We start from the raw sequence: 24,022 nt of genomic DNA, 5'->3' as shown, positions 1-24,022 counted from the left end.
CGGCGGCACCGATGGAGGCGAGCCGGTCGGTGCACCGAATCTGCGTCGGCCTGGGGGTAGTTGGTGGATGGTCCAGCAAAAGGACACCGGCGCTCCAGATTGCCCACAACCGCGATGCGCGGGGGCCTGCAGAGCGTGATCTTCACCCGTGATGACCGTGCGGGGGAGGGCAAGCTGTCGTCCCGGCTCGGCGTGGTGACGGAGGCGGTCGAGGCGCCGGAGGGCATGGACCTGTAGGCGTACCTCGTCGCACAGCTGTCCAAGGGCGGCAAGGCGGACTACGTGATCGTCGGCGAGGCCCAGTTCCTCGCCCCCGAGCAGATCGACCAGCTCGCCCGGGTCGTCGACGACCTCGACATGGACGTGTTCGCCTTCGGGATCACCACGGACTTCCGTAACAGGCTCTTCCCCGGTTCGCAGCGGCTCATCGAGCTGGCCGACCGGATAGAGGCCCTTCAGGTCGAGGCCCTGTGCTGGTGCGGAGCCCGGGCCACCCACAACGCCCGTACGGTGGACGGGGAGATGGTCGTCGAGGGTGCCCAGGTGGTCGTCGGCGACGTCAACCGTCCGGCGGAAGAGATCGGTTACGAGGTCCTCTGCCGCCGCCATCACCGCCGCCGCATGACATCGGCCGCGGCCCACGCGGGTGCCCTCTCCCCGGACGTCCTTCCGGTCAATTCCGCCTGACAGGCCTCCGCTTTGCCTGTCCCATGGTCGTTTCTGGGATGGCGGCCGCGTCAGCCGGCGAACCCCGGCACCACCAGACCCGACTCGTACGCGATCACAGCCGCGTGGGTCCGGTTCTGCGCGCCGAGCTTGGCCAGCACGTTCCCGACGTGCGTCTTCACCGTCTCCAGGCTCACCCTGAGCGACTCTGCGATCTCCGGGTTGGACAGGCCGGTGGCCATCAGCCGCAGCACCTCCTCCTCCCGCCCCGTCAGCGCCGCCTTCGGCAACGCCTCGGCGGAGCCCAGCGGGCGGGCAGCGACCATCCGGCGCAGTGCCGCCGGGAAGAGGATCGTCTCGCCCGCCGCCACCACCCGCACCGCCTCCGCGATCTGCGGGACCGGAAGCCGCTTGAGTACGAACCCGCTGGCCCCCGCGCTGAGCGCGGCGGTGACGTAGCCGTCGTTCTCGAAGGCGGTGATCACCACGACCTTCGGCGGTTCGGCCGACTCGGCAAGGAGTTGCCGGGTGGCCTCGATCCCGTTGCGACGCGGCATCCGCACATCCATCAGGACCACGTCCGGCCGCAGTCGGCGGACCTGCTCGACCGGCTCGACGCCGTCGGCGGCCTCCCCGACCACCGCGATCCCGGCCGTGCCGCGAGCAACGTGCGCAGACCGCTGCGGGTCACCTCGTCGTCGTCCGCGATCAGGAGTGTGACGGCTTCGCTCGCGTCGGAGTCGGTCATGCCGGCAGCCGCACCGGCAGCCGGACCGCCAACCGCCAGTGCTGCGGCCCGTCCGGGCCGACCGGCCGAACAGACTCAGCTTCGCCTCGGCGCGGAGCCAACCCCCTGGCAGGGTCAGGCCCGCGAGGACCAGCACGCCGCTCACCAGCGCCCCCATCCACCCCAGGGCCACGTGCAGCAGCAGCCAGAGAGGAGTCCGCCAACGGTCGGCACCGGACGGCACGGCGGGGGCCGCGGAGGCCACCGGGTCCGGCAACGGCACCCTCAGCACTCGACGGGCGACCGCGGTCAGCCCCCGCCGCTACCGGCAGGAGCGCGAAAGGCAGCAATGGAAGGCTCGCCAACGCTCCGCAATAGGCGAACAACATGCCCGAATACGTGGAGCCGTGCAGCAGCGGCAGGATTCCCTTGATCACGATTCGGCCATTATGACCGGGCCGTTCACCGGGAGCCTCCCCCGATCGAGGGAGCACTTTCTCCCGACTTACCGCGATGCGCACCCGAGACCCGCAGACCAGGATCGTGCCCTGACCAGTTGACGGGAGGACGGTTGATGAACTCGCAGGGGATAGATATGTCGCCGAATCACAAGGCGCCGGCTGAGGCAGGCCCGTATTTCCCCAGCCCCAGGGCTCCGGCCACGGCTACGGCATGCGGCCTCCGGCCGGCAGGAACGGCCTGGCCGGGCTGCCATGGTGCTGGGCACTATCAGCTTGAGCACCTCGGTCGTCTTCGTCGGCGGCCTGCTCGGCGGCATCGGCCTGATCCTGGGCCACAGTGCTCCGGAGTGAGGTCCGCGACAACCACGGCTGCCCAGCACATGGGTGTCACACTCGGCCTGGCGCTGTTCGGCACTGTCCTCACCGCCCGCCTGCGTCATGTGAACGCGTCGGACGACGCGTTCACCGGACAACTGCTCGGCGGCTACACCGACACCCTCTGGTGGGCGATCGGCGGCATGCTCATCGCGGGCCTGACCGCCGGCCTGATGGTCACCGCCAAGGCGCCCAGATGTCGCACCCCCGGTGCGCGCGCCGGGCCGGTGAGCGACCGGCTCAGCGAGCGGCCGACCGTACGATCGTGAAGACCGCTCCCTCCGGGTCCGAGACGGTCGCCAGCCGGCCCGTCGTGCCGTCCCTCGGCGGCTGAAGGACATGCCCGCCGAGCTCGACCACCCGGGCCGCGGCCTCATCGCTGTCGGCGACCTCGAAGTGAGTCATCCAGTGCGGTCCCCGGTCGCGCGGCAGCGCGTGCCCCACGCCGTGCATCGAGGCCACGGGGCGGCCGTCCACGTGCAGCGTCTGGTAGTCGAAGTCGGCGGAGACCACTGCCTCCGTCTCGAAGCCGAAGACCGCCTGGTAGAACTTGGCGACCGTCGTGGTCTCCCGGGTCACCAGCTCGTTCCAGACCGGTGTCCCCGGGGCGCCCGCCAGGGCCGTACCGAGGTGGGCGGCGGCCTGCCAGAGACCGAAGACCGCCCCGCTTGGGTCGGAGGCGATGACCAGACGGCCGGCCTCACCCGCGTCGAGGGGCCCGACCGCGACCGTGCCCCCGCAGGAGCGGATCGTCTCCGCGGTGAGGTCGGCGTCGTCGGTGGCGAAATAGGTCGTCCAGGCGATCGGCAGGTGCCGGTCGGGTGCCAGCTGTCCGAGCCCCGCGACCTCCTTGCCGTCGAGCAGTGCACGGACGTAGGGCCCCAGTTGATCGGGCCCCGGCCGGAACTCCCAGCCGAACAGGGCTGCGTAGAACTCCTGGGTGGCCGTCAGGCCGTGCACCATCAGACTTACCCAGCACGGCGTTCCGGGTGTGCGCCGCTCGGCAGCCTCGGTCATCGTCTTCTCTCTCCTCGGACCGTTGTGTGGCCGTACGAAAGGACAGGACCGGTACACCGGCCCGGGATGGGGGAGGTGATGTACGTCCGTGCAGATGCTTGCACCCCCTGACGCGTGACGCGCCCCGGCCGCGCCGCCTTTCGACGGCTTCTCGACACCGGGGGTCCGATTTGGAATGGAATATCCGCATCGACATCACTGCAGGCCGGGTGGCTCCTGCGCGAGGATGGCACTCATGAAGCCCATCATCACCGCATCCGAATGTGCGAGCGAGTCGGCGGGGCCACGTCCGCCGGTGCTCCTGGACGTCCGCTGGCAACTGGGTGGTCCGCACGGCCGCCCCGACTACGAGGCCGGGCACCTGCCCGGTGCGGTCTTCGTCGATCTCGACGCGGAGCTCGCGGGCCCGGCGGGCAAGGGCGGCCGGCACCCGCTGCCCGACCCGGAGGAGTTCGGGGCGGTGATGCGCCGCGCCGGGGTCTCCCGCGACACCCCCGTGGTGGCGTACGACGGCGGTCAGGGCTGGGCGGCGGCCCGCACCTGGTGGCTGCTGCGCTGGACCGGGCATCCCGACGTCAGGGTGCTGGACGGCGGTCTCGCGGCCTGGACCGGCGAGCTCTCGACCGGTAAGCCGGCACCGGCCGAGGGCGATTTCCGGCCGGAGCCGGGTGCGCTGCCGCTGCTCGACGCGGACGCGGCGGCCGCACTCGCCCGTTCCGGGCTGCTGCTCGACGCGCGGGCCGCGGAGCGCTACCGGGGTGACGTGGAGCCGATCGACCGGGTCGGCGGCCATATCCCGGGCGCCGTCTCGGCGCCGACCACGGAGAACGTCGGCAAGGACGGACGATTCCTGGCCGCCGAGCTGCTGGCCGACCGGTTCAGTGGGCTGGGAGCCGACGGGGACGCCGGTGCGGTCGGTGTCTACTGCGGCTCGGGCGTCTCCGGCGCCCACGAGGTGCTGGCGCTGGAGCTCGCCGGATACCGGGCAGCTCTGTACGCGGGCTCCTGGTCCGAGTGGTCCTCCGACGCGTCCCGGCCGGTCGCGACGGGCCCGGACCCGCAGTAACACCCCGGGACGGGCCGGTTCCGGCAGCCGGACACGGCAAGGGCCCATACGCGACTGCGTACGGGCCCTCGTCATGCGGCGATCACCGGCTCAGTCCTGCTTCTTCCGGCGCGTACCGAACACGATCTCGTCCCAGCTGGGTACCGCTGCCCGACGGCCCGGACGGACACCGTCCGCCTCGGCCTGCCGGTCCGTCGTCCCGGTGAGCCGGTCGCGATGGCCGGCCACCGCACGCGGCATCAACACGTCCGCGTACGCCGAGCCGGCCCCCGCGGAAGCCGCCGCGGCGGGCGGCTCGTCCGCTTCGGGCTCCTGGACCGCGGGCTCGATGGCGGGCGGCTCGGGCGGCGAGGGCCGTTCCGGTACGACCATGTCGCCACGGAAGCTCGGTACGGCCTCCAGCAGGCTGGTCAGCGAATCGCGCTCGTTGGCCGACACCCCGCCGATGTGCTCATCGGGCTCGGGAGGCGGCGGCGGAGCAGGCCGCTCCATCTGACGGTCCAGGGCACGGTCCAGCGGCCGGTCGCGCGGCAGCCGTGCGATCCGGGGTACGAAGGGGAAGCTGGGTTCCGGCGCGGCGACGTCGTCGGTCTCGCCGATCAGCGAGCGCGCTTCGTCGTCCACGGCCTGTACGAGCCGCCGGGGCGGGTCGTACGTCCAGCTCGCCGAGTGGGGTTCGCCCGCGACCCGGTAGACCAGGAGGACTTCCCAGGTGCCGTCGTCGCGGCGCCAGGAGTCCCACTGGGCTGTTTCCTTGTCCGCCCCCCGCATCAGGAGGCGCTCCTGCACCGCCTCGCCGAGCTGGGGGCCGGTGTTCTCGCCGGGACGGCGCACGGGAGTCTTCCGGGCCCGCTCGGCCATGAAGGCGCGCTCCGCGAGCACGGGGCCCTCGAAGCGGCGTACACGGTCGACGGGGATTCCGGCGAACTGAGCGACCTCCTCCGCGGAGGCACCGGCACGTATCCGAGCCTGGATGTCGCGGGGGCGGAGGTGGCTCTCCACCTCGATCTCGATCTGGCCGAGCCGGGCGCGGTCGTTGCGCACGGCGGCACGCAGCCGCTCATCGATCGGAAGCGTGTACTCCGTGCTGTCCGCAGCCTTGAGCACCAGTCGTGTGCCGTCGTTTGAGACGGCCACGACACGCAGTTCGGGCATGGGAACCTCCCGGGTGGTGCCTGCCGACGTCACGTGCGTCGCTGCTTCCGCTAGTCGAGTGTGGCCTGCCCGGGTGCAGCCTGCCACAACCTTGCCAAGTTACCCGGCGTGTCGGGCCTTGGCCCTTGAGCGCCGGGATGGCACGGTTACCTGTGCGCGACGCACAGTGACCGAATGGTCACTCCGTGTCACAGGCGCCGTGCGATGCCGCGGCGCCGCCGGTTCGAGTGCCGTCTTCGGCCCCCTCCCGTAAAGCTCGGATACCCATGCGGGAGTCCGGCCCCAGGGCTCGCCACAGTACTCCATTCGGGCCACGCGGGTGGACCGGCGCGCCGCCGAAGTTCTCCCGGGGCGCGGGAGTTGGCTCGCGCGTCGGCCGGTCATATGTGCGCAATGCGTGTCCTGCTTCACAGAATCACCAGAAGCGGAACTATTCACTTCGCTCAAAGGTCCCTTCTTGTTGCATGGTGGGAGAGTTGTCAAGCAGGGGCAGGTAATGGCCGATAAGCCGGAAAGCGACATAGAACCTAAGGGAAGGCGCATCGATCTGAGTCTGCCGCAGGTTGCCGGCAGTGCTGTGGCGGCGGTCGCCGCAGCCGTGATGGCCTCGCAACTGGGCGTGTACGGAACGATTCTCGGGGCGGGTGTGATGAGCGTCGTCGCCACCTGCGGAGGCTCCGTCTTCCAGCACTTCTTCCGCCGCACGGGCGAGCAGATCCGCGAGGTCACGGTCCAGGTGAAGCACCCGGCGGGCCGCCAGGTGACCGTACGGACGAGAGAGACGACTCCGGCGGGGCAGCAGTCGGCGGACGACGCGACGACCGTACTGCGGACCGTGCGGACCGACCTCGACCGCACGCAGATGCTCGACCTGGACCGCACCCAGCTCCTGAAGCCCGACCGTACGCAGGTGCTGAAGTCCGACCCGGATCGTACGCAGGTGCTGAAGTCCGACCCGGATCGTACGCAGGTGCTGAAGCCCGATGACGCGTTCTCCGGCGCCACCACGCACGGCACGCGCATCCGGGGCTGGAAGAAGCCGGCGCTCGCGGCCGTCGCGGTCTTCGCGCTGGCGATGATCGGGATCACCACGTTCGAGCTCGTCTCCGGCAACGATCTGAGCGGCGGCCGGGGAACGACCTTCGGCTCCGTCGTACGCGGCGGGGACCAGGGCTCGGGACCGGCCGACCCCGCGCCCTCCAGCAGCACGGACCAGGAGCAGGGCAGGGACCAGGAACCGGGGTCCGGCAACAGCACGGCACCGGGAACGGATCAGGGCGAAGGCGCGAGCACCGATCCGGACCCCGGCCAGGAAGGTGACGGCGCGGCAACCGAGCCGACGCCCACGCCGTCCGGCTCCGGCGAGACAGCCCCCACTCCCACGCCCACCCCGACCGTGCCGGAGGAAGGCGCCACGTCCACCCCGGACCCGACCGGTACGGCCGAGGCGCCGGTGCAGCAGGACGAGGCGGCCACGGACACGGAAACCGCCGGCTGACGACGGGCGCCCCCGCCTCGCCCGGTGCCGGCCCGTTCAGTCGCCGAGTACGCGGCGCAGGTAGTCGTTGCCGAACAGCCGGTCCGGGTCGAGCCGGTCGCGTACGGCGGTGAACTCACCGAACCGCGGGTAGACCCCGGCCAGATAGCCGGCGTCACGGGTGTGGATCTTGCCCCAGTGCGGGCGCCCGCCATGAGCGGTCATGATCTGTTCCACCGCGGTGAAGTACGCCTGGTAGGGCGTCCCCCGGTACAGATGCACGGCGATGTACGCGCTCTCCCGGCCCGAGGCCGTGGAGAGCGCGATGTCGTCGGCGGGCGCGGTCCTGACCTCCACCGGGAAGCTGATCCGCAGGGACGAGCGGTCGATCATCGCCTTGACCTCGCGCAACGCCTCGACGGCGCTCTCCCGCGGCAGCGCGTACTCCATCTCCATGAAGCGGACCCGGCGCGGGCTGGTGAAGACCTTGTACGGGATGTCGGTGTACGTACGGGCCGACAGGGCCCGGCTGGAGAGCCTGGCGATCGAGGGGATGGTCGCGGGGACCGCCCGGCCGAGCGAGCAGGCGACCTGGAAGACGCCGTTCGACAGCAGCTCGTCGTCCACCCAGGCGCCGACCTTGCCGGGCGGGGCGGCCGGGCCCGCGCTGCGGTTGTTGCGCTTGGTGTTGCAGTTGCCCGTGTGCGGGAACCAGTAGAACTCGAAGTGCTCGTTCTCGGTGAAGAGCCGGTCGAAGTCGGTGGTGACCCTGTCGAAGGTCATCGGCTCCTCACGGGCCGTCAGCAGGAAGACCGGCTCCACGGCGAAGGTGATCGCGGTGATCACGCCGAGTGCGCCGAGCCCCAGACGGGCGACGGCGAAGACATCCGGATTCTCCGCCTCCGAGCAGCGCAGCACCGTGCCGTCCGCCGTGACCAGTTCGAGGGCACGGATCTGGGCGGACAGGGACGCCGATTCGCGGCCGGTGCCGTGCGTGCCGGTCGACGTGGCCCCGGCGACCGTCTGCTCCATGATGTCGCCCATGTTGGTGAGGGAGAGTCCCTCACGGGCGAGCGCCAGATTGAGCCGCTTCAGCGGGGTGCCGGCCTCGACCGTCACCGTCATCGCCGTACGGTCGATCTCCCGGATGCCGGTGAGCAGATCAGGACGTATGAGAACGCCGTCGGTGGCCGCGGTCGACGTGAACGAATGGCCCGTGCCGACCGGCTTGACCTTCAGGCCGTCCTCGGACGCCCTGCGGAGCACGTCGGCGAGCTCGTCCACGGACGCGGGTGACACCGCCCGAACAGGCCGGGCCGTGACGTTCCCCGCCCAGTTACGCCACGCGCTTGTCGTCGTCCGTGCGTAGGTGTCGCTCATCTTCCCCGCGCCCTCCCGTAGGCACCGGCTTGGTCAGCCGGCGATACCCCAGGAACGCCACCGCGGCCGCGAGCGCTCCCGCCACGGTGGGCACCGCGTACCCCGCCTCCGCTCCGGAGGCGTCGACCACCCAGCCGGCGGCCGAGGAGCCGAGCGCCACTCCGACCGCGAGCCCGGTACCGGTCCAGCTCATGCCCTCGGTCAGTTCGGCGCGCGGTACGTGCTGCTCGACGAGGGCCATGGTGGTCACCATCGTCGGTGCGATGGAGAGGCCCGCGACAAAGAGCGCCACGGCCAGAAACGGCAGGTTCCCGGCCAGTTGGAGGGGGATCATACTCACGGCCATCACACAGACTCCCACCAGCCACCTGGTGGATGGCTTGCCCTTGAGGTGCATCAGCCCGAACACCGCCCCGGCGAGGCAGGAACCCAGGGCGTAGACCGCCAGCACGAGACTGGCCGCCGCCTTGTGGCCCTGCTCCTCGGCGAAGGCCACGGTGACCACATCCACGGCCCCGAAGATCGTTCCGGTCGCCACGAAGGTGACCACCAGGACCTGGAGCCCGGGGGAGCGGAGTGCGGAGCCGCGGGACTGCTGCGACCTGGGCTGCGGGACCGGCTCGGTGGCGCGCTGCGCGGTCAGCCAGAAGACACCGACCGCCAGGAACACACCGGCCAGCAGCGGACCGGCTTCCGGGAACCACGCGGTGGAGAGCCCGATCGAGATGATCGGCCCGAAGATGAAGCACACCTCGTCGACGATCGACTCCCACGCGTACGCGGTGTGCAGTTCACGGGCCGAGCCGCGGTAGATCTCCGCCCAGCGGGCCCGGATCATCGAACCCACACTGGGTACGCAGCCGACGCCCGCGGCGAAGACGAACAGGGTCCAGTCGGGCCACCGCTGCTGGGCGCAGACGAGCAGTCCGGCGACCGCCGCCACGGAGACCAGCGTGGCCGGGCGCAGCACCCGGCGCTGCCCGTACCGGTCGACCAGCCGGGAGATCTGCGGACCGAAGACCGCCGCCGCCATGGCCAGCGTGGCCGACAGTGCGCCGGCCAGGCCGTACCGGCCGGTGATCTGGGAGATCATGGTCACGACGCCGATCCCCATCATGGACAACGGCATCCGGCCGATGAATCCGGCAGTCGAGAACCACTTGGATCCGGGGGCGGCGAAGATGGCGCGGTAGGGGCTGTGCAAGGGGCACTCCGGTCGAGCCTGTCACGCGTGAAGATGGCCGATACAGCTTACGGGCGGAACCGACGGGTGTCCTATACCTGGAGGGATGTCGGTTGCCGGGCTGCCGATACCTGGACGGATGTCGGTTGCCGCGCTGTCGGACCCGGGTGGCAGGATCGGGTTCATGTCCGATCTGCGCGATCCCGCTCTCTACGACGCCCTGCTGCTGCTCTCCTTCGGTGGCCCCGAAGGCCCGGACGACGTGGTCCCGTTCCTGGCGAACGTGACCCGTGGCCGGGGCATCCCCGAGGAGCGCCTGAAGGAAGTCGGCAAGCACTACTTCCTGTTCGGCGGCGTCAGCCCCATCAACGAGCAGAACAGGGCTCTGCTCGACGCCCTGCGCAAGGATTTCGCGGAGCACGGCCTGGACCTCCCGGTGTACTGGGGCAACCGCAACTGGGCGCCGTACCTCACCGACACCCTGCGCGAGATGGCCACGGCCGGACACCGCCGGATCGCCGTGCTGGCCACCAGCGCCTACGCCTCGTACTCCGGCTGCCGCCAGTACCGCGAGAATCTCGCCGAGTCGCTCGCGGTCCTGGAGGCCGAGGGGCTGCCCGTACCGCGCGTCGACAAGCTGCGGCACTACTTCAACCATCCCGGTTTCGTGGAGCCCATGGCGGACGGCGTGCTGGCCGCGCTGGCCGATCTGCCCGAGGACGTCAGGGCGCGCGCGCACCTCGCCTTCACGACGCACTCCATCCCCACCTCCGCCGCCGACGCCTCGGGCCCCGAGGAGGCCCACGGTGATGGTGGGGCCTACGTCGCCCAACACCTCGACGTCGCCCGGGTGATCGTCGAGGCGGTGCGTGAGCGGACCGGCATCGAGTACCCGTGGCAGCTCGTCTACCAGTCGCGCAGCGGCGCCCCGCACATCCCGTGGCTGGAGCCCGACATCTGCGACCACCTGGAGGCCGTCCACGGCACGGGCACCCCCGCGGTCGTGATGGTCCCCATCGGCTTCGTCTCGGACCACATGGAAGTCCTGTACGACCTCGACACCGAGGCGACCGCGAAGGCCGCCGAGCTCGGTCTGCCCGTACGCAGGTCTCCGACCGTCGGCGCCGACCCCCGGTTCGCCGCGGCTGTCCGCGAGCTGATCATGGAACGCACGGCGACCGAGCGGGGACGCGCGGTGGAGCGGTGCGCCCTCGGCGCGCTCGGCCCCGGTCACGACCTGTGCCCGGTCGGCTGCTGTCCGGCCCGGACCCCGAAGCCCGCCGCAGCGGGCGCCGACAGCCCGTACGCCTAGGGCCTGTCCGACCGCAATCCTCCTGGGAGCACTGTGACCGACCCCTTCCTGACCGAACTCCTCGACCTCGCCCTGGAAGCGGCCCGCCGCGCCGGCGCCCTGCTGCGCGACGGCCGTCCGGCCGATCTGGGGGTGGCCGCGACCAAGTCCAGCCCCATCGACGTCGTCACCGAGATGGACATCGCCGCCGAGGAGCTGATCACCGGCTTCCTCTCCGAGCGCCGCCCCGGCGACGGCTTCCTCGGCGAGGAGGGCGCGAGCGCCGAGGGCAGCACCGGCATCCGCTGGGTCATCGATCCGCTCGACGGCACGGTGAACTACCTCTACGGCCTGCCCACCTGGGCGGTCTCCATCGCGGTGGAACGCGAGGGCGAGCGGATCGTGGGTGTGGTCGAGGCCCCGATGCGCCGTGAGACCTACCACGCGGTGCTCGGCGGCGGTGCGTACGTGAACGGTGCCGCCCTGCGCTGCCGTCCCGCACCCCCGCTCGACCAGGCGCTCGTGTCGACGGGCTTCAACTACGTCACCGACGTCCGCACCCACCAGGCGGCCGTCGCCGCGCAGCTCATCCCGCGGCTGCGCGACATCCGGCGCAGCGGCTCGGCCGCCGTCGACCTGTGCGATGTCGCGGCGGGCCGTCTCGACGGCTACTACGAGCGCGGACTGCACCCGTGGGACCTCGCGGCCGGCGATCTCATCGCCCGGGAGGCGGGCGCACTCACCGGCGGGCGTCCCGGACGGCCCGCCGACGGCGGACTGACGGTGGCCGCCACCCCCGGCGTCTTCGAGCCCCTCCAGGCGCTTCTGGAAAAGCTGGGCGCCTGGCACGACTGACCGAGGGCCCGCCCGAGCCCCTGACGAGACCCCTGCGGGCGCGCGGACACAGAGGAGGGCCCCGGCTGCCGGTCATGGCAGCCGGGGCCCTCTCGTAGCGGCTCAGACGCTTGTGGTGCTGACTTCGACGCCGTGTTCGGCCGCGAGGCGGCGCAGGTCGTCCAGCTCTCCCTGCTCGACATCCGCGAGGAAGTCGTCACCTGTCTCGCGAGCCCTCGTGAGGTCGGACTCGGTGCTCCTGATGCGTTGCAGCAGACCTGCGGTGAAAGCGTCCATGGAGCGCCCCTTCATCGTGGGTCGGTGGCACGGGGGTGTGCCCGGGGTTCCTCCGGCCGGGGACCGGAGGGCGGGTGATCACGCGTTCCCCCTCAGGGGGACAGAACGGGCAGTGGCATGCCACGTGCAGGGTGATCTCGGGTGTGAAGTCGTCCTCCCCAGCCCGGCTTCGCCAGAAACCTCAACTGGCCCGCAAATCCTCCGCATTCCCCGGAGCCGCAGTCGGAGCCGCAATCGGCACCACGTCGTCTTACCGCCGGTTTATGCGCGTTGCGGGCAGGATGGACGCGCACAGTCACTCTGCTGACCGTGCGGCCGAGCGGCCCGGACCAGGGCCGTTCGCCGTTTCGATGTACCGAAATATCTATGGAAGGACAGCGCCGTGCGCGTACTCGTCGTCGAGGACGAGCAGCTGCTCGCCGATGCGGTGGCCACCGGACTGCGCCGGGAGGCCATGGCCGTCGACGTCGTCTACGACGGTGCCGCGGCCCTGGAGCGTGTCGGGGTCAATGACTACGACGTGGTGGTGCTGGACCGGGATCTCCCGCTGGTCCACGGCGACGACGTCTGCCGCAGGATCGTCGAGCTCGGCATGCCCACCCGGGTGCTCATGCTCACCGCGTCCGGTGACGTCAGCGACCGGGTGGAGGGACTGGAGCTCGGCGCGGACGACTACCTCCCCAAGCCCTTCGCCTTCAGCGAGCTGACCGCGCGGGTACGGGCCCTGGGGCGCCGCACGACGGTCGCACTGCCGCCCGTCCTGGAGCGCGCAGGGATCAAGCTCGACCCCAACCGCCGCGAGGTCTTCCGGGACGAGCAGGAGATCCAGCTCGCGCCGAAGGAGTTCGCCGTACTGGAGGTCCTGATGCGCAGCGAGGGCGCGGTCGTCTCGGCCGAGCAGCTGCTGGAGAAGGCGTGGGACGAGAACACCGACCCGTTCACCAACGTGGTGCGCGTGACGGTGATGACCCTGCGCCGCAAGCTCGGCGAACCGCCCGTCATCGTCACGGTGCCCGGTTCCGGATACCGGATCTGAGGACGCCGTGCCAGCCGCCCCGGCGCCCGTGACAGCGCCTCCGAAGCCGACCTGGGAGCCCAAACAGCAGGAGCCCCCGTATCCCTGGCTGCGCCCGACCATTCGCATACGGCTCACGCTGCTTTACGGGGGCATGTTCCTGATCGCGGGCATTCTGCTGCTCTCGATCATCTACATGCTCGCCGCGCAGGCCCTGCACGTGGGCAGTGAGCTGCCGTTCCAGATCGTGAACGGCGAGGTCACCAGTGAGGTGTGCGACCTTCCCAAGAAGGCCACGCCCGATGCCTTCAACGCGGCCATGAACGCCTGCGTAAACCACCAGCGCAAGCAGGCACTCGACACCCTGCTGAACCGTTCGCTCCTGGCCCTCGTGGGCCTCAGCATCATCGCCTTCGCCTTCGGGTACGCCATGGCGGGCCGGGTGCTGTCCCCGCTCGGCCGGATCACCCGCACCGCCCGCAGGGTGGCCGGAACCGATCTGTCCCGCCGGATCGAGCTGGACGGCCCGGACGACGAGCTGAAGGAGCTCGCCGACACCTTCGACGACATGCTGGACCGCCTGGAGCGCGCCTTCACGGCCCAGCAGCGGTTCGTCGGGAACGCCTCGCACGAGCTGCGTACCCCGCTCGCCATCAACCGCACGCTGCTGGAGGTCCACCTCTCCGACCCGGAGGCCCCGCCGGAGCTCCAGCAGCTCGGCAAGACCCTGCTGGCCACCAACGAGCGCAGTGAGCAGCTGGTCGAAGGACTCCTGCTGCTCGCCCGCAGCGACAACCAGATCGTCGAACGCAAACCCGTGGATCTGGCCGAGGTCGCGGAGCGTGCCATCGACCAGGCGCACGCGGAGGCCGTGGCGAAGGGCGTGCAGATCCGCGGCGAGCGGGCCCCTGCCGTGATCCAGGGCAACGGTGTCCTGCTGGAGCGGATCGCGCTGAACCTCGTACAGAACGCCGTCCGCTACAACGTGGCCGAAAATGGCTGGGTGGAGGTCACCACCGAGCTCCAGCCCGGGCAGGCGCTTCTCGTCGTCTCGAATACGGGTCCCGTGGTGCCCGCGTACGAGATCGACAACCTCTTCGAGCCCTTCAGGCGGCTGCGTACGGAGCGGACGGGCAGCGACAAGGGGGTCGGACTCGGCCTGTCGATCGCGCGGTCCGTCGCGCGGGCCCATGGAGGCCGTATCATCGCGGAGCCTCGCGAGGGCGGTGGTCTTGTGATGCGCGTCACCCTGCCGGTCTGAGAGGGTTCGTGGTGCGAGGCCGCAATGGATCGCACTGTTCGCTTTAGGCGGAATTTTCGGGACCCGTTCCCGGCGAGTCCGTGTGTGATCGATCACAGATGCGAAAACTCCGTCCTCTACTCTCCGTGATCGCACCTCCGTCGGAAAGCCGGGAAACGTCCGGGTTTCCGGGGGTCGATATCACGGGAAGTACACGGGGTGGCGCCCGTGAACTGCAGTACCAGGACCGTGTACGGTCCCCATCGCCACCCAAGCCGACCTCTCCCGAGGGGCCCGATTGGGTGTCGATTGAGTAACAGACCTTGATGTGAGGCAAAATCTCCGCCTCAGGTCGGGCACAAGTCCGGCCTCTCACGCGTTACGTGCGCTGGAGACACCGCAGACACCCATGAGGGGGAGAGCGACATGGCAACGGATTACGACACCCCGCGCAAGACCGACGACGACGTGGACCAGGACAGCCTCGAAGAGCTCAAGGCTCGTCGGAGCGACAAGACGGCATCCGCCGTCGACGTCGATGAATTCGACGCGGCCGAAGGACTGGAGCTGCCCGGCGCAGACCTGTCCAACGAGGAACTCGCCGTACGGGTCCTGCCCAAGCAGGCCGACGAGTTCACCTGCATGAGCTGCTTCCTCGTGCACCACAGGAGCCAGCTGGCCCGCGAGAAGAACGGCCAGCCGATCTGCCGCGACTGCGACTAGGTCGGGTCGGCCGTGGCAGGCGACACACCGTTCCGGAAGCGGCGCTTGTGGCACAAGAAGACCGCGGAGGCGCATCAGGGCGGCACAGGCCCGGCAGCAGGCGCAAGCCCGTCTGCCGAGCGTTCCGCCGCCCTGCCGCCCTCCGTCGGCGCACCTGACGACGAGCGAGGCCGATCGGCCTCGCTCGAAGCAGTCCGGACGGAAGGCGCATCAGGCGCCACGGAAAAGGCCGGAGAGGCCGGCAGGACGGAGCCCGTGACCGGGGCAGGCCGTCTGAACACACTGAAACGGGGCGTACGCAAGAGCGGGGAGAGCGCCAGAGCCGTAGCCGGCCAGTTGGCCGACCGGATCATCGACACGGCTCCCCGCGTCCCTGTGCGCGATCTCGCCACCCTGCGCAGGCAGTTCCCGGGGCTCGGCCCCGAAGAGCTCGCCGACAAGCTCATCGCGGGCGCGAGCAAGGCCACCGCCGCCGTCGGCGCGGGAATCGGGGCGGCGGCCATGATGCCCGTACCGCCCGCCATGCTCGCCGAGCTGGCCGCGGAGATCACCGGCGTCGCCGCGATCGAGCTGAAGCTCGTCGCCGAGCTCCACGAGGTCTACGGCCGGCGCCCGCCCGGCAACATCAGCCAGCGCAGCACCGCGTATCTGACGTCCTGGACGGAGGAGCGCGGTATCGACGTCTCACGGCCCACCACGCTGAACGCGGCGCTCGGCGGCCAGATGAAACGCGAGCTGCGCCAGCAGATCATGAAGCGCATGGCGCGCGATCTGCCGAATCTGATCCCGTTCATGATCGGCGCCGCGGTCGGCGCGATGATGAACAGGCGCGACACCCGGAAGCTCGCCGAACGGGTCAGGAAGGACCTGCGCAAGGACCAGGTGACCTGGGACCGGCTCCCCGACCTGCCCGCGCTGGAACAGCCCGCGAACCCCAAGCAACTGCCCGGGGCGCCGAAGAGCTAGGGCCTCTCGTTCGGCTCAGGCCGCCCGTACCGCCGTCAGCGCCGCCACCAGGGCCTGCGGCTCGCGGGTCGACAGGAAGACGTACGGAGTCGGGTCGGCCGGGTCCGTGACCTCGACCCGCACCGCCGTCGGGATGTAGCTGCGCAGCAGCATGAACGCGCGCATGTCGGCCTTGTGCGAGCGCCAGGCGCGCGCCTCCTCCGCGTCCAGCACCTCGGCCTCGCCGAGCGCGGACAGCGGAATCCGCGCGTCGCCCGCTACGAGGGCGCCCGCCACCACGCGGATGCGCGCGGAGCCGTACGAACTCACGACCACCGCCGAGGCCGCCGTGCCGCCGACCAGTCCGCCGAGCAGGGGCACCGTGCCGAGCGGCAGGAGCATGAGGGCACAGGCGATGCCGACCCCGAAGGCGATGACCCACCACGAACGGGGGGCAGTGAGACGTTCGTCGAAGGGCGTTGCGGAAGGCTGCATGAAACCCAGCTTGGCACGGCGCGACCTGCGGTCGGCCGCGCGGGTAAGGTCTGCGCCTGTGAGTGGAACATCTAAGACTCTGACGCCTCCGGCCGACGCGGTGGCGCCGGTCCGGCACCCCGAAGCCCCGGCGCCGGGAGAACTCCTCGGCGCGCACTACGAACACTGTTTCGGCTGCGGCGGGGGACAGCCGCACGGGCTGCACCTCCAGGCCCGCGCCGGAGAGGGCGTACGCGTCACCGCCGAGTTCACGGTGAAGGCCGCCCACCAGGGTGCCCCAGGTCTCGCGCACGGCGGCGTACTGGCCACGGCGCTGGACGAGACGCTCGGCTCGCTGAACTGGCTGCTGCGGGTGATCGCGGTGACCGGACGGCTGGAGACCGACTTCGTCCGTCCGGTACCGGTGGACACCGTCCTCTTCCTGGACGCCGAGATCACCGCCGTCCACCGCCGCAAGATCTACTCGAGGGCGACCGGCCGGATCGGTGGCCCGGACGGGCCCGTCGCGGTCCGCGCCGACGCCCTCTTCATCGAGGTCAAGGTCGACCACTTCATCGAGAACGGCCGTCCCGCCGAGATCCAGGCGGCCATGGCCGACCCCGACCAGGTCAAGCGCGCCCGCGCCTTCGAGGTGAACCCCTGATGCGCCCTCCTCTCGACGTACTGATCCGCCTGATCGACCCCGAGGTGCCGATCCCCTCGTACGGACATCCGGGCGACGCCGGGGTCGACCTGGTGACCACGGAGGCCGCCGAACTCGCGCCCGGGGAACGGGTGGTGCTGCCGACCGGGGTGTCGATCGCGCTGCCCGACGGGTACGCCGCGTTCGTGCACCCGCGTTCCGGCCTCGCGGCCCGCTGCGGAGTGGCCCTCGTGAATGCCCCAGGGACGGTTGATGCCGGGTACCGTGGGGAGATCAAGGTGATCGTGGTCAACCTCGACCCGCGCGAGACCGTGCGGTTCGAACGTTTCGACCGGATTGCCCAGCTGGTCGTCCAGCAGGTCGAGAAGGTGCGCTTCCACGAGGTGGCGGAACTTCCCGGTTCGGCGCGGGCCGAGGGTGGCTTCGGGTCCACCGGCGGTCATGCCGCGGTGGACGGCGTCAGGGGCGGGATCACCGAGGGTGGGAACAGCTACGCTTCGGTCGTATCCGACCGGGAAGGACAGTGACGTGTTCGGACGTCGCAAGAAGAGTGGTTCCGCCGAGGACGCGGCGGACGAAGCGCGCGAGGCCGAGCAGGTCGCCGACGAGCTCGACACCGACGGCGCCGCGAGCGGTTCGCGCCGGATGAACCTTCCGCCGGCCCCCAGGCCGGACGGGCCGTGGGACTTCGACGAGGTGACCCAGCCCGGCGAGGGCCGGGTCGACCTGGGCGGCATTTTCGTGCCCGGAGTCGAGGGCATGGAGCTGCGGGTCGAGGTCGCGGGTGACGCGATCGTCGCCGCCACCGTGGTCCTGCGTGACAGCGCGGTTCAGCTCCAGGCATTCGCGGCCCCCAAGAAGGAGGGCATCTGGGGCGAGGTCCGCGAGGAGATCGCCTCGGGCATCACCCAGCAGGGCGGCATCATCGACGAGGTCGAGGGTCCGCTGGGCTGGGAGCTGCGCGCCCAGGTCCCCGTACAGCTTCCGGACGGGACGAACGGCGTACAGCTCGTGCGTTTCGTCGGAGTCGACGGGCCGCGCTGGTTCCTGCGCGGAGTCATCTCCGGCCAGGGTGCCGTGCAGCCCGAGGCCGCCGGACTGCTGGAGACGATCTTCCGGGACACCGTGGTCGTCCGTGGCGAGGGCCCGATGGCGCCGCGCGACCCCATCGTCCTGAAGCTCCCCAACGACGCCCAGATGGTGCCGGAGGGTGTGCAGCAGGAGGAGCAGGAGGGCTCGAAGTTCTCCGGTGGAATGGGTCAGCTCCAGCGCGGACCCGAGATCACCGAGGTGCGCTGAGGCGCTCCCCGCAGCATCGGCCGGTGGGCCGTACCCGCAAGTCCAGGGGTACGGCCCACCGGCCTTTCCGTGTCCGTGCGGTACGCCGGACCGATCTCCCGCATCTGACCATTGCCCGGCCGTGTGCCTCATGCACATACTGGCCGCGGCGGGGAAGCGCACGTACGGGGAGAGACATGACCGAGAGCATCAGCGCACACGGCGGCACGGCGGTGGCCGAGGAGCCGGGCCGCGGGCCCATGGTGCGGATCGAGGATCTGCGCCGCTCGTACGGGACCGGCGCCGCGGCCGTCCACGCGCTGCGCGGTGTCTCCTTCGAGATCCCGCGCGGTGAGCTCGTCGCACTCAAGGGGCGCTCCGGATCGGGCAAGACGACGCTGCTCAACCTGGTCGGCGGTCTGGACTCGCCGGACAGCGGCCGGATCGTCGTCGACGGCACGGACCTCTCCGAGCTCGGCGAGAACGGGCTCCTGGAACTGCGCCGCGACCGGATCGGCTTCATCTTCCAGTCGTTCGGTCTGCTCCCGATCCTGACCGCCGCCGAGAACGTCGGCGTACCGATGCGGCTGCGCAAGGCCGACCCGCAGGAGCGCGAGGAGCGCGTGGCGCTGATGCTCTCGCTGGTCGGACTCGGTGACCACGCCCAGCAGCGCCCCGGTGAGCTCTCCGGCGGACAGCAGCAGCGGGTCGCCATCGCCCGCGCGCTCGCCAACCGGCCCGCTCTGCTGATCGCCGACGAGCCCACCGGACAGCTCGACGCGGAGACCGGTCTCGCCGTCATGGAGCTGCTGCGCGCGGTGGTGCGCAGCGAGGGCGTCACCGTCCTCGTCGCCACCCACGACGCCCAGCTGCTCGGTCTCGCCGACCGGGTCCTGGAGCTCAGCGACGGGCACATCGTGGAGCACGCGAAGGCGGTCTGAGGGCCGCGGGGAGCCCCGCCGGGCATCAGAATCCCGTCAATACGCACCCCGGAGCCACCCCCGGTCCGATATGCCCGAAATCCTCGGAGTAGTTTCGGAATCGGCTGCCGCATCGGCCGCAGTCGATTCTGAAAGACAATGAGGCCATGGGACGCGGCAAGCTTCGGATCTACCTGGGTGCGGCACCGGGCGTCGGCAAGACGTACGCGATGCTCTCCGAGGCACACCGTCGGGTGGAGCGGGGCACCGACTGCGTCGTCGCCTTCGTGGAGCACCACGACCGGCCGCGCACCGAGGTGATGCTGCACGGCCTGGAACAGATCCGGCGCCGTGACATCGAGTACCGCTCGGCCGCCTTCACCGAGATGGACGTCGACGCCGTCCGCGAGCGGGCACCCGCCGTGGCCCTGGTGGACGAACTGGCCCACACCAATGTGCCCGGCTCCCGCAACGCCAAGCGCTGGCAGGACGTCGAGGAACTCCTCGCGGCCGGCATCGACGTCGTCTCCACCGTCAACATCCAGCACCTGGAATCGCTCGGCGACGTGGTGGAGTCGATCACCGGGGTACGGCAGCGCGAGACCGTCCCGGACGAAGTCGTACGCCGCGCCGACCAGATCGAACTGGTCGACATGTCGCCCCAGGCGCTGCGCCGCCGCATGGCCCACGGCAACATCTACAAGCCCGACAAGCTCGACGCGGCCCTGTCCAACTACTTCCGCCCCGGCAACCTCACCGCACTGCGCGAGCTGGCCCTGCTCTGGGTCGCCGACCGGGTCGACGAATACCTCCAGCAGTACCGCGGCGAGCACAACATCCGCACCACGTGGCAGGCCCGCGAACGCATTGTCGTCGGGCTGACCGGCGGCCCCGAGGGCCGCACCCTCATCCGCCGCGCCTCCCGGATGGCCGCCAAGGGCTCGGGCAGCGAGATCCTCGCCGTGTACATCGCCCGGAGCGACGGGCTCACCGCCGCCTCGCCCAAGGAACTCGCCGTACAGCGCACCCTCGTCGAGGATCTGGGCGGCACCTTCCACCACGTCATCGGCGACGACATACCCTCGGCGCTCCTCGAATTCGCCCGCGGGGTCAACGCCACGCAGATCGTCCTCGGCTCCAGCCGCCGCAAGGCATGGCAGTACATATACGGCCCCGGCGTCGGCGCCACAGTGGCCCGGGATTCCGGCCCCGACCTCGACGTCCACATCGTCACGCACGAAGAGGTCGCCAAGGGCCGCGGACTGCCCCTCGCCCGCGGCAACCGGCTCGGGCGGGCCCGCATCCTCTGGGGCTGGGCCGTCGGCGTCGGGGGACCGGTGGCCCTCTCGCTGTTCCTCAGCAGCCTGGAGGACGGCCCGGGGCTCGCCAACGACGTCCTGCTCTTCCTTTTCCTGACCGTCGGCGCCGCCCTGCTCGGCGGACTGCGCCCCGCCCTCGCATCGGCTGCCGCCGGCTCCCTGCTGCTCAACTACTACTTCACCCCGCCCACCCACACGCTGACCGTCCAGGACCCGGAGAACCTCGTCGCCATCGTGATCTTCTTCGCGGTGGCGGTCGCGGTCGCCTCCGTGGTGGATCTGGCGGCCCGCCGCACCCACCAGGCCGCCAGGCTGCGCGCCGAATCCGAGATCCTCTCCTTCCTGGCCGGCAGTGTCCTGCGCGGCGAAACCACCCTGGACGCCCTGCTGGAGCGGGTCCGCGAGACCTTCGCGATGGAGTCCGTCGCCCTCCTGGAGCGGCAGAGCGACGTCGATCCGTGGACCTGCGCCGGGTCCGTCGGCCCGACTCCGGTCGTCCGCCCGGAGGACGCCGATGTGGACATGCCCGTCGGCGACCACATGGCGCTGGCGCTCTCCGGCCGGGTGCTGCCCGCCGAGGACCGGCGTGTGCTCGGCGCCTTCGCCGCCCAGGCCGCCGTCGTACTGGACCGGCAGCGCCTGGTGGGGGAGGCCGAGGAGGCCAGGCGGCTCGCCGAGGGCAACCGGATCAGGACCGCGCTCCTCGCCGCCGTCAGCCACGATCTGCGTACCCCGCTGGCCGCCATCAAGGCCGCCGTCAGCTCCCTGCGCTCCGACGACGTCTCCTGGTCCGAGGAGGACGAGGCGGAGCTCCTCGAAGGCATCGAGGCCGGTGCCGACCGGCTCGATCACCTCGTCGGCAACCTCCTGGACATGTCCCGCCTCCAGACCGGCACCGTCACCCCGCTGATCCGCGAGATCGATCTCGACGAGGTCGTCCCCATGGCACTCGGAGGCGTACCGGAGGGCAGTGTCGACCTCGACATCCCGGAGACGCTTCCGATGGTCGCCGTCGATCCCGGGCTGCTGGAGCGGGCCGTCGCCAACATCGTCGAGAACGCCGTGAAGTACAGCCCCGAGGGGAAGCGCGTCGTCGTCGCGGCCAGCTCGCTGGGCGAACGCGTCGAGCTACGCGTCGCCGACCGGGGCCCCGGCGTCCCGGACGAGGGCAAGGAACGGATCTTCGAGCCCTTCCAGCGCTACGGCGACGCCCCGCGCGGCGCCGGGGTCGGCCTCGGCCTCGCGGTCGCCCGCGGCTTCGTGGAGGCCATGGGCGGCACGCTCGACGCGGAGGACACCCCCGGCGGGGGCATGACCATGGTCCTCACCCTCAGGGCGGCGGCGGGATACGTTCCGGTCAGCACCGGCCTGCCCGCCCAGGTCACCTCGTGACGCTCCCGTACCTCGTACAAGTTCCGTGCAGTCCGTGCAGTCCGTGCAGTCCGTGCAGCAGAAAGGCAGGTCCACGATGACCAGGGTGCTTGTGGTCGACGACGAGCCGCAGATCGTACGCGCCCTCGTGATCAACCTGAAGGCGCGCAAGTACGAGGTGGACGCGGCGCCCGACGGAGCGACAGCCCTCCAGCTGGCCGCCGCCCGGCACCCCGATGTCGTCGTTCTCGACCTCGGGCTGCCCGACATGGACGGCGTCGAGGTGATCCGGGGGCTGCGCGGCTGGACGCGGGTGCCGATCCTGGTGCTCTCCGCCCGCCACACCTCGGACGAGAAGGTCGAGGCCCTGGACGCCGGCGCCGACGACTACGTCACCAAGCCCTTCGGCATGGACGAACTGCTGGCCCGGCTGCGCGCGGCGGTACGCCGGGCCGAGCCCGTCGGCCCGGACGGCGCCGACGGCGTCGTGATCGTCGAGACCGAGGGGTTCACCGTCGACCTGGCGGCCAAGAAGGTCAACCGCGGGGGCCGCGACGTACGCCTCACCCCCACCGAGTGGCATCTTCTGGAGGTCCTCGTCCGCAACGGCGGCCGTCTCGTCAGCCAGAAGCAGCTGCTCCAGGAGGTCTGGGGCCCCTCGTACGGCACCGAGACCAACTACCTCCGGGTCTACATGGCCCAGCTGCGGCGCAAGCTGGAAGCCGATCCCTCGCACCCCCGGCACTTCGTCACCGAGCCGGGCATGGGCTACCGCTTCGAGCGTGGCTGACCGCCGGAAACGGGGTACGGAAGGTCATACCGGGATGACTGAGGTAACCCGTCCGAGTGGCACCCCCGGGCACCCGCCGACACTCCCGGACACCGGTACCCTTCGGGTATGAGTGCTGTTCCCCGATTCGAGAAGGCCGGCAAGGCGGATAAGCCGTCCGGCCGCTTCCGCCGGATGCTCGACCGCCTGTCCAGCTCCCAGCAGGACCTGGAGTCCGAGGAGCTGCGGGAGGACGCGCAGGCGTCGGGGTGCACCCGCATCGCCGAGTGCTCCGACCGCCAGATCGTCAAGGTGACTGGTACGTTGCGGACCGTCACCCTGCGTCCGCGTGCCGGAGTGCCCGCCCTGGAGGCGGAGCTCTTCGACGGTTCCGCGCCGCTCGACGTGGTCTGGCTGGGCCGGCGCTCCATCGTCGGCATCGAGCCGGGCCGTAAGCTCATCGCCTCGGGCCGTATCTCCATGAGTCACGGACGCCGAGTGCTGTTCAATCCCAAATACGAACTCCGACCGCTCGGCAAGGAGTAGCCGGTGACGTCTCTTGACAAGCCGACGTCCGATACGGACCAGTCCCACCCCACCGCCGAGGAGGAGGCCGCCGCGAAGGCGGTCACCGAGGCCGCGCTCTCCGAGGCGTTCGGCGGTGTCCGCGGCATGGTGGAGACAGTCCTTCCCGGGCTGCTCTTCGTCACGATGTTCACCATCAACAAGGACCTGCACACCGCGGCCATCGCGGCACTGGTCGTGTCGCTGGTCATGGTCGGCGTCCGGCTGATCCGCAAGGACACTGTCAAGCACGCCTTCAGTGGCGTCTTCGGCGTGGCCTTCGGTGTGGTCTTCGCGATGATGACGGGCAACGCCAAGGACTTCTATCTGCCGGGCATGATCTACACGCTCGGACTGGCGCTCGCGTACATCGTCACGACGATCGCGGGCGTGCCACTGATCGGCCTGATCCTGGGCCCGGTCTTCAAGGAGAACCTCTCCTGGCGCACCAGGAACCCCGGCCGCAAGGCCGCGTACGCCAAGGCCAGCTGGGCCTGGGGGCTGATCCTCCTCGCCAAGTGCGCGATCCTCTTCCCGCTCTACTGGTGGGCCGACACCACCCAGCTCGGCTGGGTCCTGGTCGCGCTGAAGATCCCGCCGTTCCTGCTCGCCGTCTATCTGACCTGGGTCTTCCTCGCCAAGGCGCCGCCGCCGATCGACGTCTTCGCCGAAATGGAGGCGGAGGAGCAGGCCGAGAAGGCCCGCAAGGCGCAGGCCGCACAGGCCGGCAGCCACGAGGGCTGACGCGGCCGGACAGGCATACGCGTACGAAAACGAGAGGGGCCCCGAACCGTATGACACGGTTCGGGGC

The 24,022-nt window shown here is 70.5% G+C and carries 23 protein-coding genes and 2 pseudogenes; 18 read left to right on the top strand and 7 right to left on the bottom strand.

Annotated elements, in window-relative coordinates; translation table 11 throughout:
- Nucleotides 1-38 precede the first annotated feature (38 nt).
- Nucleotides 39-687 (top strand): annotated as a pseudogene (locus ACFT7S_RS30970) (thymidine kinase).
- A 50-nt stretch (nucleotides 688-737) separates the two neighbouring features.
- Here the strand turns inward: ACFT7S_RS30970 and ACFT7S_RS30965 are convergent.
- Nucleotides 738-1,414: pseudogene (locus ACFT7S_RS30965) on the bottom strand (response regulator).
- A 787-nt stretch (nucleotides 1,415-2,201) separates the two neighbouring features.
- Between ACFT7S_RS30965 and ACFT7S_RS30960 the strand changes: the two are divergent.
- Nucleotides 2,202-2,498 (top strand): hypothetical protein, encoded by a 297-nt coding sequence (locus ACFT7S_RS30960; RefSeq protein ID WP_382737463.1) that lies wholly within the window; start codon nucleotides 2,202-2,204, stop codon nucleotides 2,496-2,498.
- Here the strand turns inward: ACFT7S_RS30960 and ACFT7S_RS30955 are convergent.
- The gene (locus ACFT7S_RS30955) at nucleotides 2,470-3,246 is read right to left on the bottom strand and encodes a VOC family protein (RefSeq protein WP_382737462.1); all 777 of its coding nucleotides are present in this window, start codon (nucleotides 3,244-3,246) and stop codon (nucleotides 2,470-2,472) included. The genes ACFT7S_RS30960 and ACFT7S_RS30955 overlap by 29 nt on opposite strands.
- Before the next feature lie 235 nt (nucleotides 3,247-3,481).
- Here ACFT7S_RS30955 and ACFT7S_RS30950 point away from each other — a divergent pair, with 235 nt between their 5' ends.
- Nucleotides 3,482-4,312 (top strand): sulfurtransferase, encoded by an 831-nt coding sequence (locus ACFT7S_RS30950; RefSeq protein ID WP_382737461.1) that lies wholly within the window; start codon nucleotides 3,482-3,484, stop codon nucleotides 4,310-4,312.
- A gap of 90 nt (nucleotides 4,313-4,402) precedes the next feature.
- On the opposite strand, the gene sepH is transcribed toward ACFT7S_RS30950, so the two are convergent.
- Complete coding sequence (gene sepH / locus ACFT7S_RS30945) at nucleotides 4,403-5,467, bottom strand: septation protein SepH (protein ID WP_382737460.1); 1,065 nt, start codon at nucleotides 5,465-5,467, stop codon at nucleotides 4,403-4,405.
- A 496-nt stretch (nucleotides 5,468-5,963) separates the two neighbouring features.
- On the opposite strand from sepH, the gene ACFT7S_RS30940 reads away from it, so the two are divergent.
- The gene (locus tag ACFT7S_RS30940) at nucleotides 5,964-6,965 is read left to right on the top strand and encodes a hypothetical protein (protein WP_382737459.1); all 1,002 of its coding nucleotides are present in this window, start codon (nucleotides 5,964-5,966) and stop codon (nucleotides 6,963-6,965) included.
- Between the two features lie 36 nt (nucleotides 6,966-7,001).
- Here the strand turns inward: ACFT7S_RS30940 and ACFT7S_RS30935 are convergent, their stop codons facing one another.
- Together ACFT7S_RS30935 and ACFT7S_RS30930 are read right to left on the bottom strand one after the other, a co-directional pair.
- Nucleotides 7,002-8,324, bottom strand: coding sequence for a D-arabinono-1,4-lactone oxidase (locus ACFT7S_RS30935; RefSeq protein ID WP_382737458.1), 1,323 nt, complete (start codon nucleotides 8,322-8,324; stop codon nucleotides 7,002-7,004).
- The gene (locus tag ACFT7S_RS30930; protein ID WP_382737457.1) at nucleotides 8,281-9,528 is read right to left on the bottom strand and encodes an MFS transporter; all 1,248 of its coding nucleotides are present in this window, start codon (nucleotides 9,526-9,528) and stop codon (nucleotides 8,281-8,283) included. Before ACFT7S_RS30930 ends, ACFT7S_RS30935 begins: the two co-directional genes overlap by 44 nt.
- Before the next feature lie 163 nt (nucleotides 9,529-9,691).
- Here ACFT7S_RS30930 and ACFT7S_RS30925 point away from each other — a divergent pair, with 163 nt between their 5' ends.
- Both ACFT7S_RS30925 and ACFT7S_RS30920 read left to right on the top strand, forming a co-directional pair.
- A complete protein-coding gene (locus tag ACFT7S_RS30925; protein ID WP_382737456.1) occupies nucleotides 9,692-10,819 on the top strand; it encodes a ferrochelatase in 1,128 nt (375 codons plus the stop codon).
- Nucleotides 10,820-10,852: 33 nt separating this feature from the next.
- The gene (locus tag ACFT7S_RS30920; protein ID WP_382737455.1) at nucleotides 10,853-11,653 is read left to right on the top strand and encodes an inositol monophosphatase family protein; all 801 of its coding nucleotides are present in this window, start codon (nucleotides 10,853-10,855) and stop codon (nucleotides 11,651-11,653) included.
- A gap of 102 nt (nucleotides 11,654-11,755) precedes the next feature.
- Here the strand turns inward: ACFT7S_RS30920 and ACFT7S_RS30915 are convergent, their stop codons facing one another.
- Nucleotides 11,756-11,929 (bottom strand): hypothetical protein, encoded by a 174-nt coding sequence (locus tag ACFT7S_RS30915; RefSeq protein WP_382737454.1) that lies wholly within the window; start codon nucleotides 11,927-11,929, stop codon nucleotides 11,756-11,758.
- A 382-nt stretch (nucleotides 11,930-12,311) separates the two neighbouring features.
- Between ACFT7S_RS30915 and ACFT7S_RS30910 the strand changes: the two genes are divergently transcribed.
- The 4 genes from ACFT7S_RS30910 (at nucleotide 12,312) to ACFT7S_RS30895 (ending at nucleotide 15,873) form a co-directional block, all read left to right on the top strand.
- Nucleotides 12,312-12,965 carry a response regulator transcription factor gene (locus tag ACFT7S_RS30910; RefSeq protein ID WP_073721987.1) on the top strand — a complete coding sequence of 218 codons (654 nt, stop codon included), beginning with the start codon at nucleotides 12,312-12,314 and terminating at the stop codon, nucleotides 12,963-12,965.
- Nucleotides 12,966-12,972: 7 nt separating this feature from the next.
- Entirely contained in the window at nucleotides 12,973-14,205 is a 1,233-nt protein-coding gene (locus ACFT7S_RS30905; protein ID WP_382737453.1) for a sensor histidine kinase, read from the top strand.
- A gap of 405 nt (nucleotides 14,206-14,610) precedes the next feature.
- Nucleotides 14,611-14,907, top strand: a complete 297-nt coding sequence (locus ACFT7S_RS30900) for a DUF4193 domain-containing protein (protein WP_003965732.1) — start codon at nucleotides 14,611-14,613, stop codon at nucleotides 14,905-14,907.
- A 12-nt stretch (nucleotides 14,908-14,919) separates the two neighbouring features.
- Nucleotides 14,920-15,873 carry a hypothetical protein gene (locus tag ACFT7S_RS30895; RefSeq protein ID WP_382737452.1) on the top strand — a complete coding sequence of 318 codons (954 nt, stop codon included), beginning with the start codon at nucleotides 14,920-14,922 and terminating at the stop codon, nucleotides 15,871-15,873.
- Nucleotides 15,874-15,888: 15 nt separating this feature from the next.
- Here ACFT7S_RS30895 and ACFT7S_RS30890 read toward each other — a convergent pair whose 3' ends face one another.
- Entirely contained in the window at nucleotides 15,889-16,347 is a 459-nt protein-coding gene (locus ACFT7S_RS30890) for a DUF3093 domain-containing protein (protein ID WP_382737451.1), read from the bottom strand.
- Between the two features lie 100 nt (nucleotides 16,348-16,447).
- On the opposite strand from ACFT7S_RS30890, the gene ACFT7S_RS30885 reads away from it, so the two are divergent.
- From ACFT7S_RS30885 to ACFT7S_RS30850, 8 genes are all read left to right on the top strand, one after another.
- Nucleotides 16,448-16,990: a PaaI family thioesterase gene (locus ACFT7S_RS30885; protein WP_382737506.1), complete on the top strand. Its 543-nt coding sequence runs from the start codon at nucleotides 16,448-16,450 to the stop codon at nucleotides 16,988-16,990.
- On the top strand, nucleotides 16,990-17,517 hold the full coding sequence (dut, locus tag ACFT7S_RS30880) for a dUTP diphosphatase (RefSeq protein ID WP_382737450.1): 528 nt from the start codon (nucleotides 16,990-16,992) through the stop codon (nucleotides 17,515-17,517). The genes ACFT7S_RS30885 and dut overlap by 1 nt, the downstream gene beginning before the upstream one ends.
- A 1-nt stretch (nucleotide 17,518) precedes the next feature.
- Complete coding sequence (locus tag ACFT7S_RS30875; RefSeq protein WP_382737449.1) at nucleotides 17,519-18,289, top strand: DUF3710 domain-containing protein; 771 nt, start codon at nucleotides 17,519-17,521, stop codon at nucleotides 18,287-18,289.
- A gap of 176 nt (nucleotides 18,290-18,465) precedes the next feature.
- A complete protein-coding gene (locus ACFT7S_RS30870; RefSeq protein ID WP_382737448.1) occupies nucleotides 18,466-19,209 on the top strand; it encodes an ABC transporter ATP-binding protein in 744 nt (247 codons plus the stop codon).
- Between the two features lie 146 nt (nucleotides 19,210-19,355).
- Nucleotides 19,356-21,899: an ATP-binding protein gene (locus ACFT7S_RS30865; RefSeq protein ID WP_382737447.1), complete on the top strand. Its 2,544-nt coding sequence runs from the start codon at nucleotides 19,356-19,358 to the stop codon at nucleotides 21,897-21,899.
- Between the two features lie 76 nt (nucleotides 21,900-21,975).
- Nucleotides 21,976-22,668 (top strand): response regulator, encoded by a 693-nt coding sequence (locus tag ACFT7S_RS30860; protein WP_382737446.1) that lies wholly within the window; start codon nucleotides 21,976-21,978, stop codon nucleotides 22,666-22,668.
- Nucleotides 22,669-22,776: 108 nt separating this feature from the next.
- Complete coding sequence (locus ACFT7S_RS30855; RefSeq protein ID WP_382737445.1) at nucleotides 22,777-23,193, top strand: OB-fold nucleic acid binding domain-containing protein; 417 nt, start codon at nucleotides 22,777-22,779, stop codon at nucleotides 23,191-23,193.
- Nucleotides 23,194-23,196: 3 nt separating this feature from the next.
- A complete protein-coding gene (locus tag ACFT7S_RS30850; protein ID WP_382737444.1) occupies nucleotides 23,197-23,955 on the top strand; it encodes a DUF3159 domain-containing protein in 759 nt (252 codons plus the stop codon).
- The last annotated feature ends 67 nt before the right edge of the window (nucleotides 23,956-24,022 follow it).

Origin of the sequence: Streptomyces sp. NPDC057136 (assembly GCF_042670885.1) — a bacterium.
Lineage (GTDB): Bacteria > Actinomycetota > Actinomycetes > Streptomycetales > Streptomycetaceae > Streptomyces.
This window is presented reverse-complemented; position numbering and strand designations above follow the sequence as displayed.

Coding starts and splice junctions, on each gene's coding strand:
- ACFT7S_RS30925 (WP_382737456.1), top strand. CDS start 9,692: ATGTCCGATCTGCGCGATCCCGCTCTCTACGACGCCCTGCTGCTGCTC.
- ACFT7S_RS30915 (WP_382737454.1), bottom strand. CDS start 11,929: ATGGACGCTTTCACCGCAGGTCTGCTGCAACGCATCAGGAGCACCGAG.
- ACFT7S_RS30890 (WP_382737451.1), bottom strand. CDS start 16,347: ATGCAGCCTTCCGCAACGCCCTTCGACGAACGTCTCACTGCCCCCCGT.
- ACFT7S_RS30940 (WP_382737459.1), top strand. CDS start 5,964: ATGGCCGATAAGCCGGAAAGCGACATAGAACCTAAGGGAAGGCGCATC.
- ACFT7S_RS30870 (WP_382737448.1), top strand. CDS start 18,466: ATGACCGAGAGCATCAGCGCACACGGCGGCACGGCGGTGGCCGAGGAG.
- dut (WP_382737450.1), top strand. CDS start 16,990: ATGCGCCCTCCTCTCGACGTACTGATCCGCCTGATCGACCCCGAGGTG.
- ACFT7S_RS30935 (WP_382737458.1), bottom strand. CDS start 8,324: ATGAGCGACACCTACGCACGGACGACGACAAGCGCGTGGCGTAACTGG.
- ACFT7S_RS30955 (WP_382737462.1), bottom strand. CDS start 3,246: ATGACCGAGGCTGCCGAGCGGCGCACACCCGGAACGCCGTGCTGGGTA.
- ACFT7S_RS30900 (WP_003965732.1), top strand. CDS start 14,611: ATGGCAACGGATTACGACACCCCGCGCAAGACCGACGACGACGTGGAC.
- ACFT7S_RS30950 (WP_382737461.1), top strand. CDS start 3,482: ATGAAGCCCATCATCACCGCATCCGAATGTGCGAGCGAGTCGGCGGGG.
- ACFT7S_RS30865 (WP_382737447.1), top strand. CDS start 19,356: ATGGGACGCGGCAAGCTTCGGATCTACCTGGGTGCGGCACCGGGCGTC.
- ACFT7S_RS30855 (WP_382737445.1), top strand. CDS start 22,777: ATGAGTGCTGTTCCCCGATTCGAGAAGGCCGGCAAGGCGGATAAGCCG.
- ACFT7S_RS30860 (WP_382737446.1), top strand. CDS start 21,976: ATGACCAGGGTGCTTGTGGTCGACGACGAGCCGCAGATCGTACGCGCC.
- sepH (WP_382737460.1), bottom strand. CDS start 5,467: ATGCCCGAACTGCGTGTCGTGGCCGTCTCAAACGACGGCACACGACTG.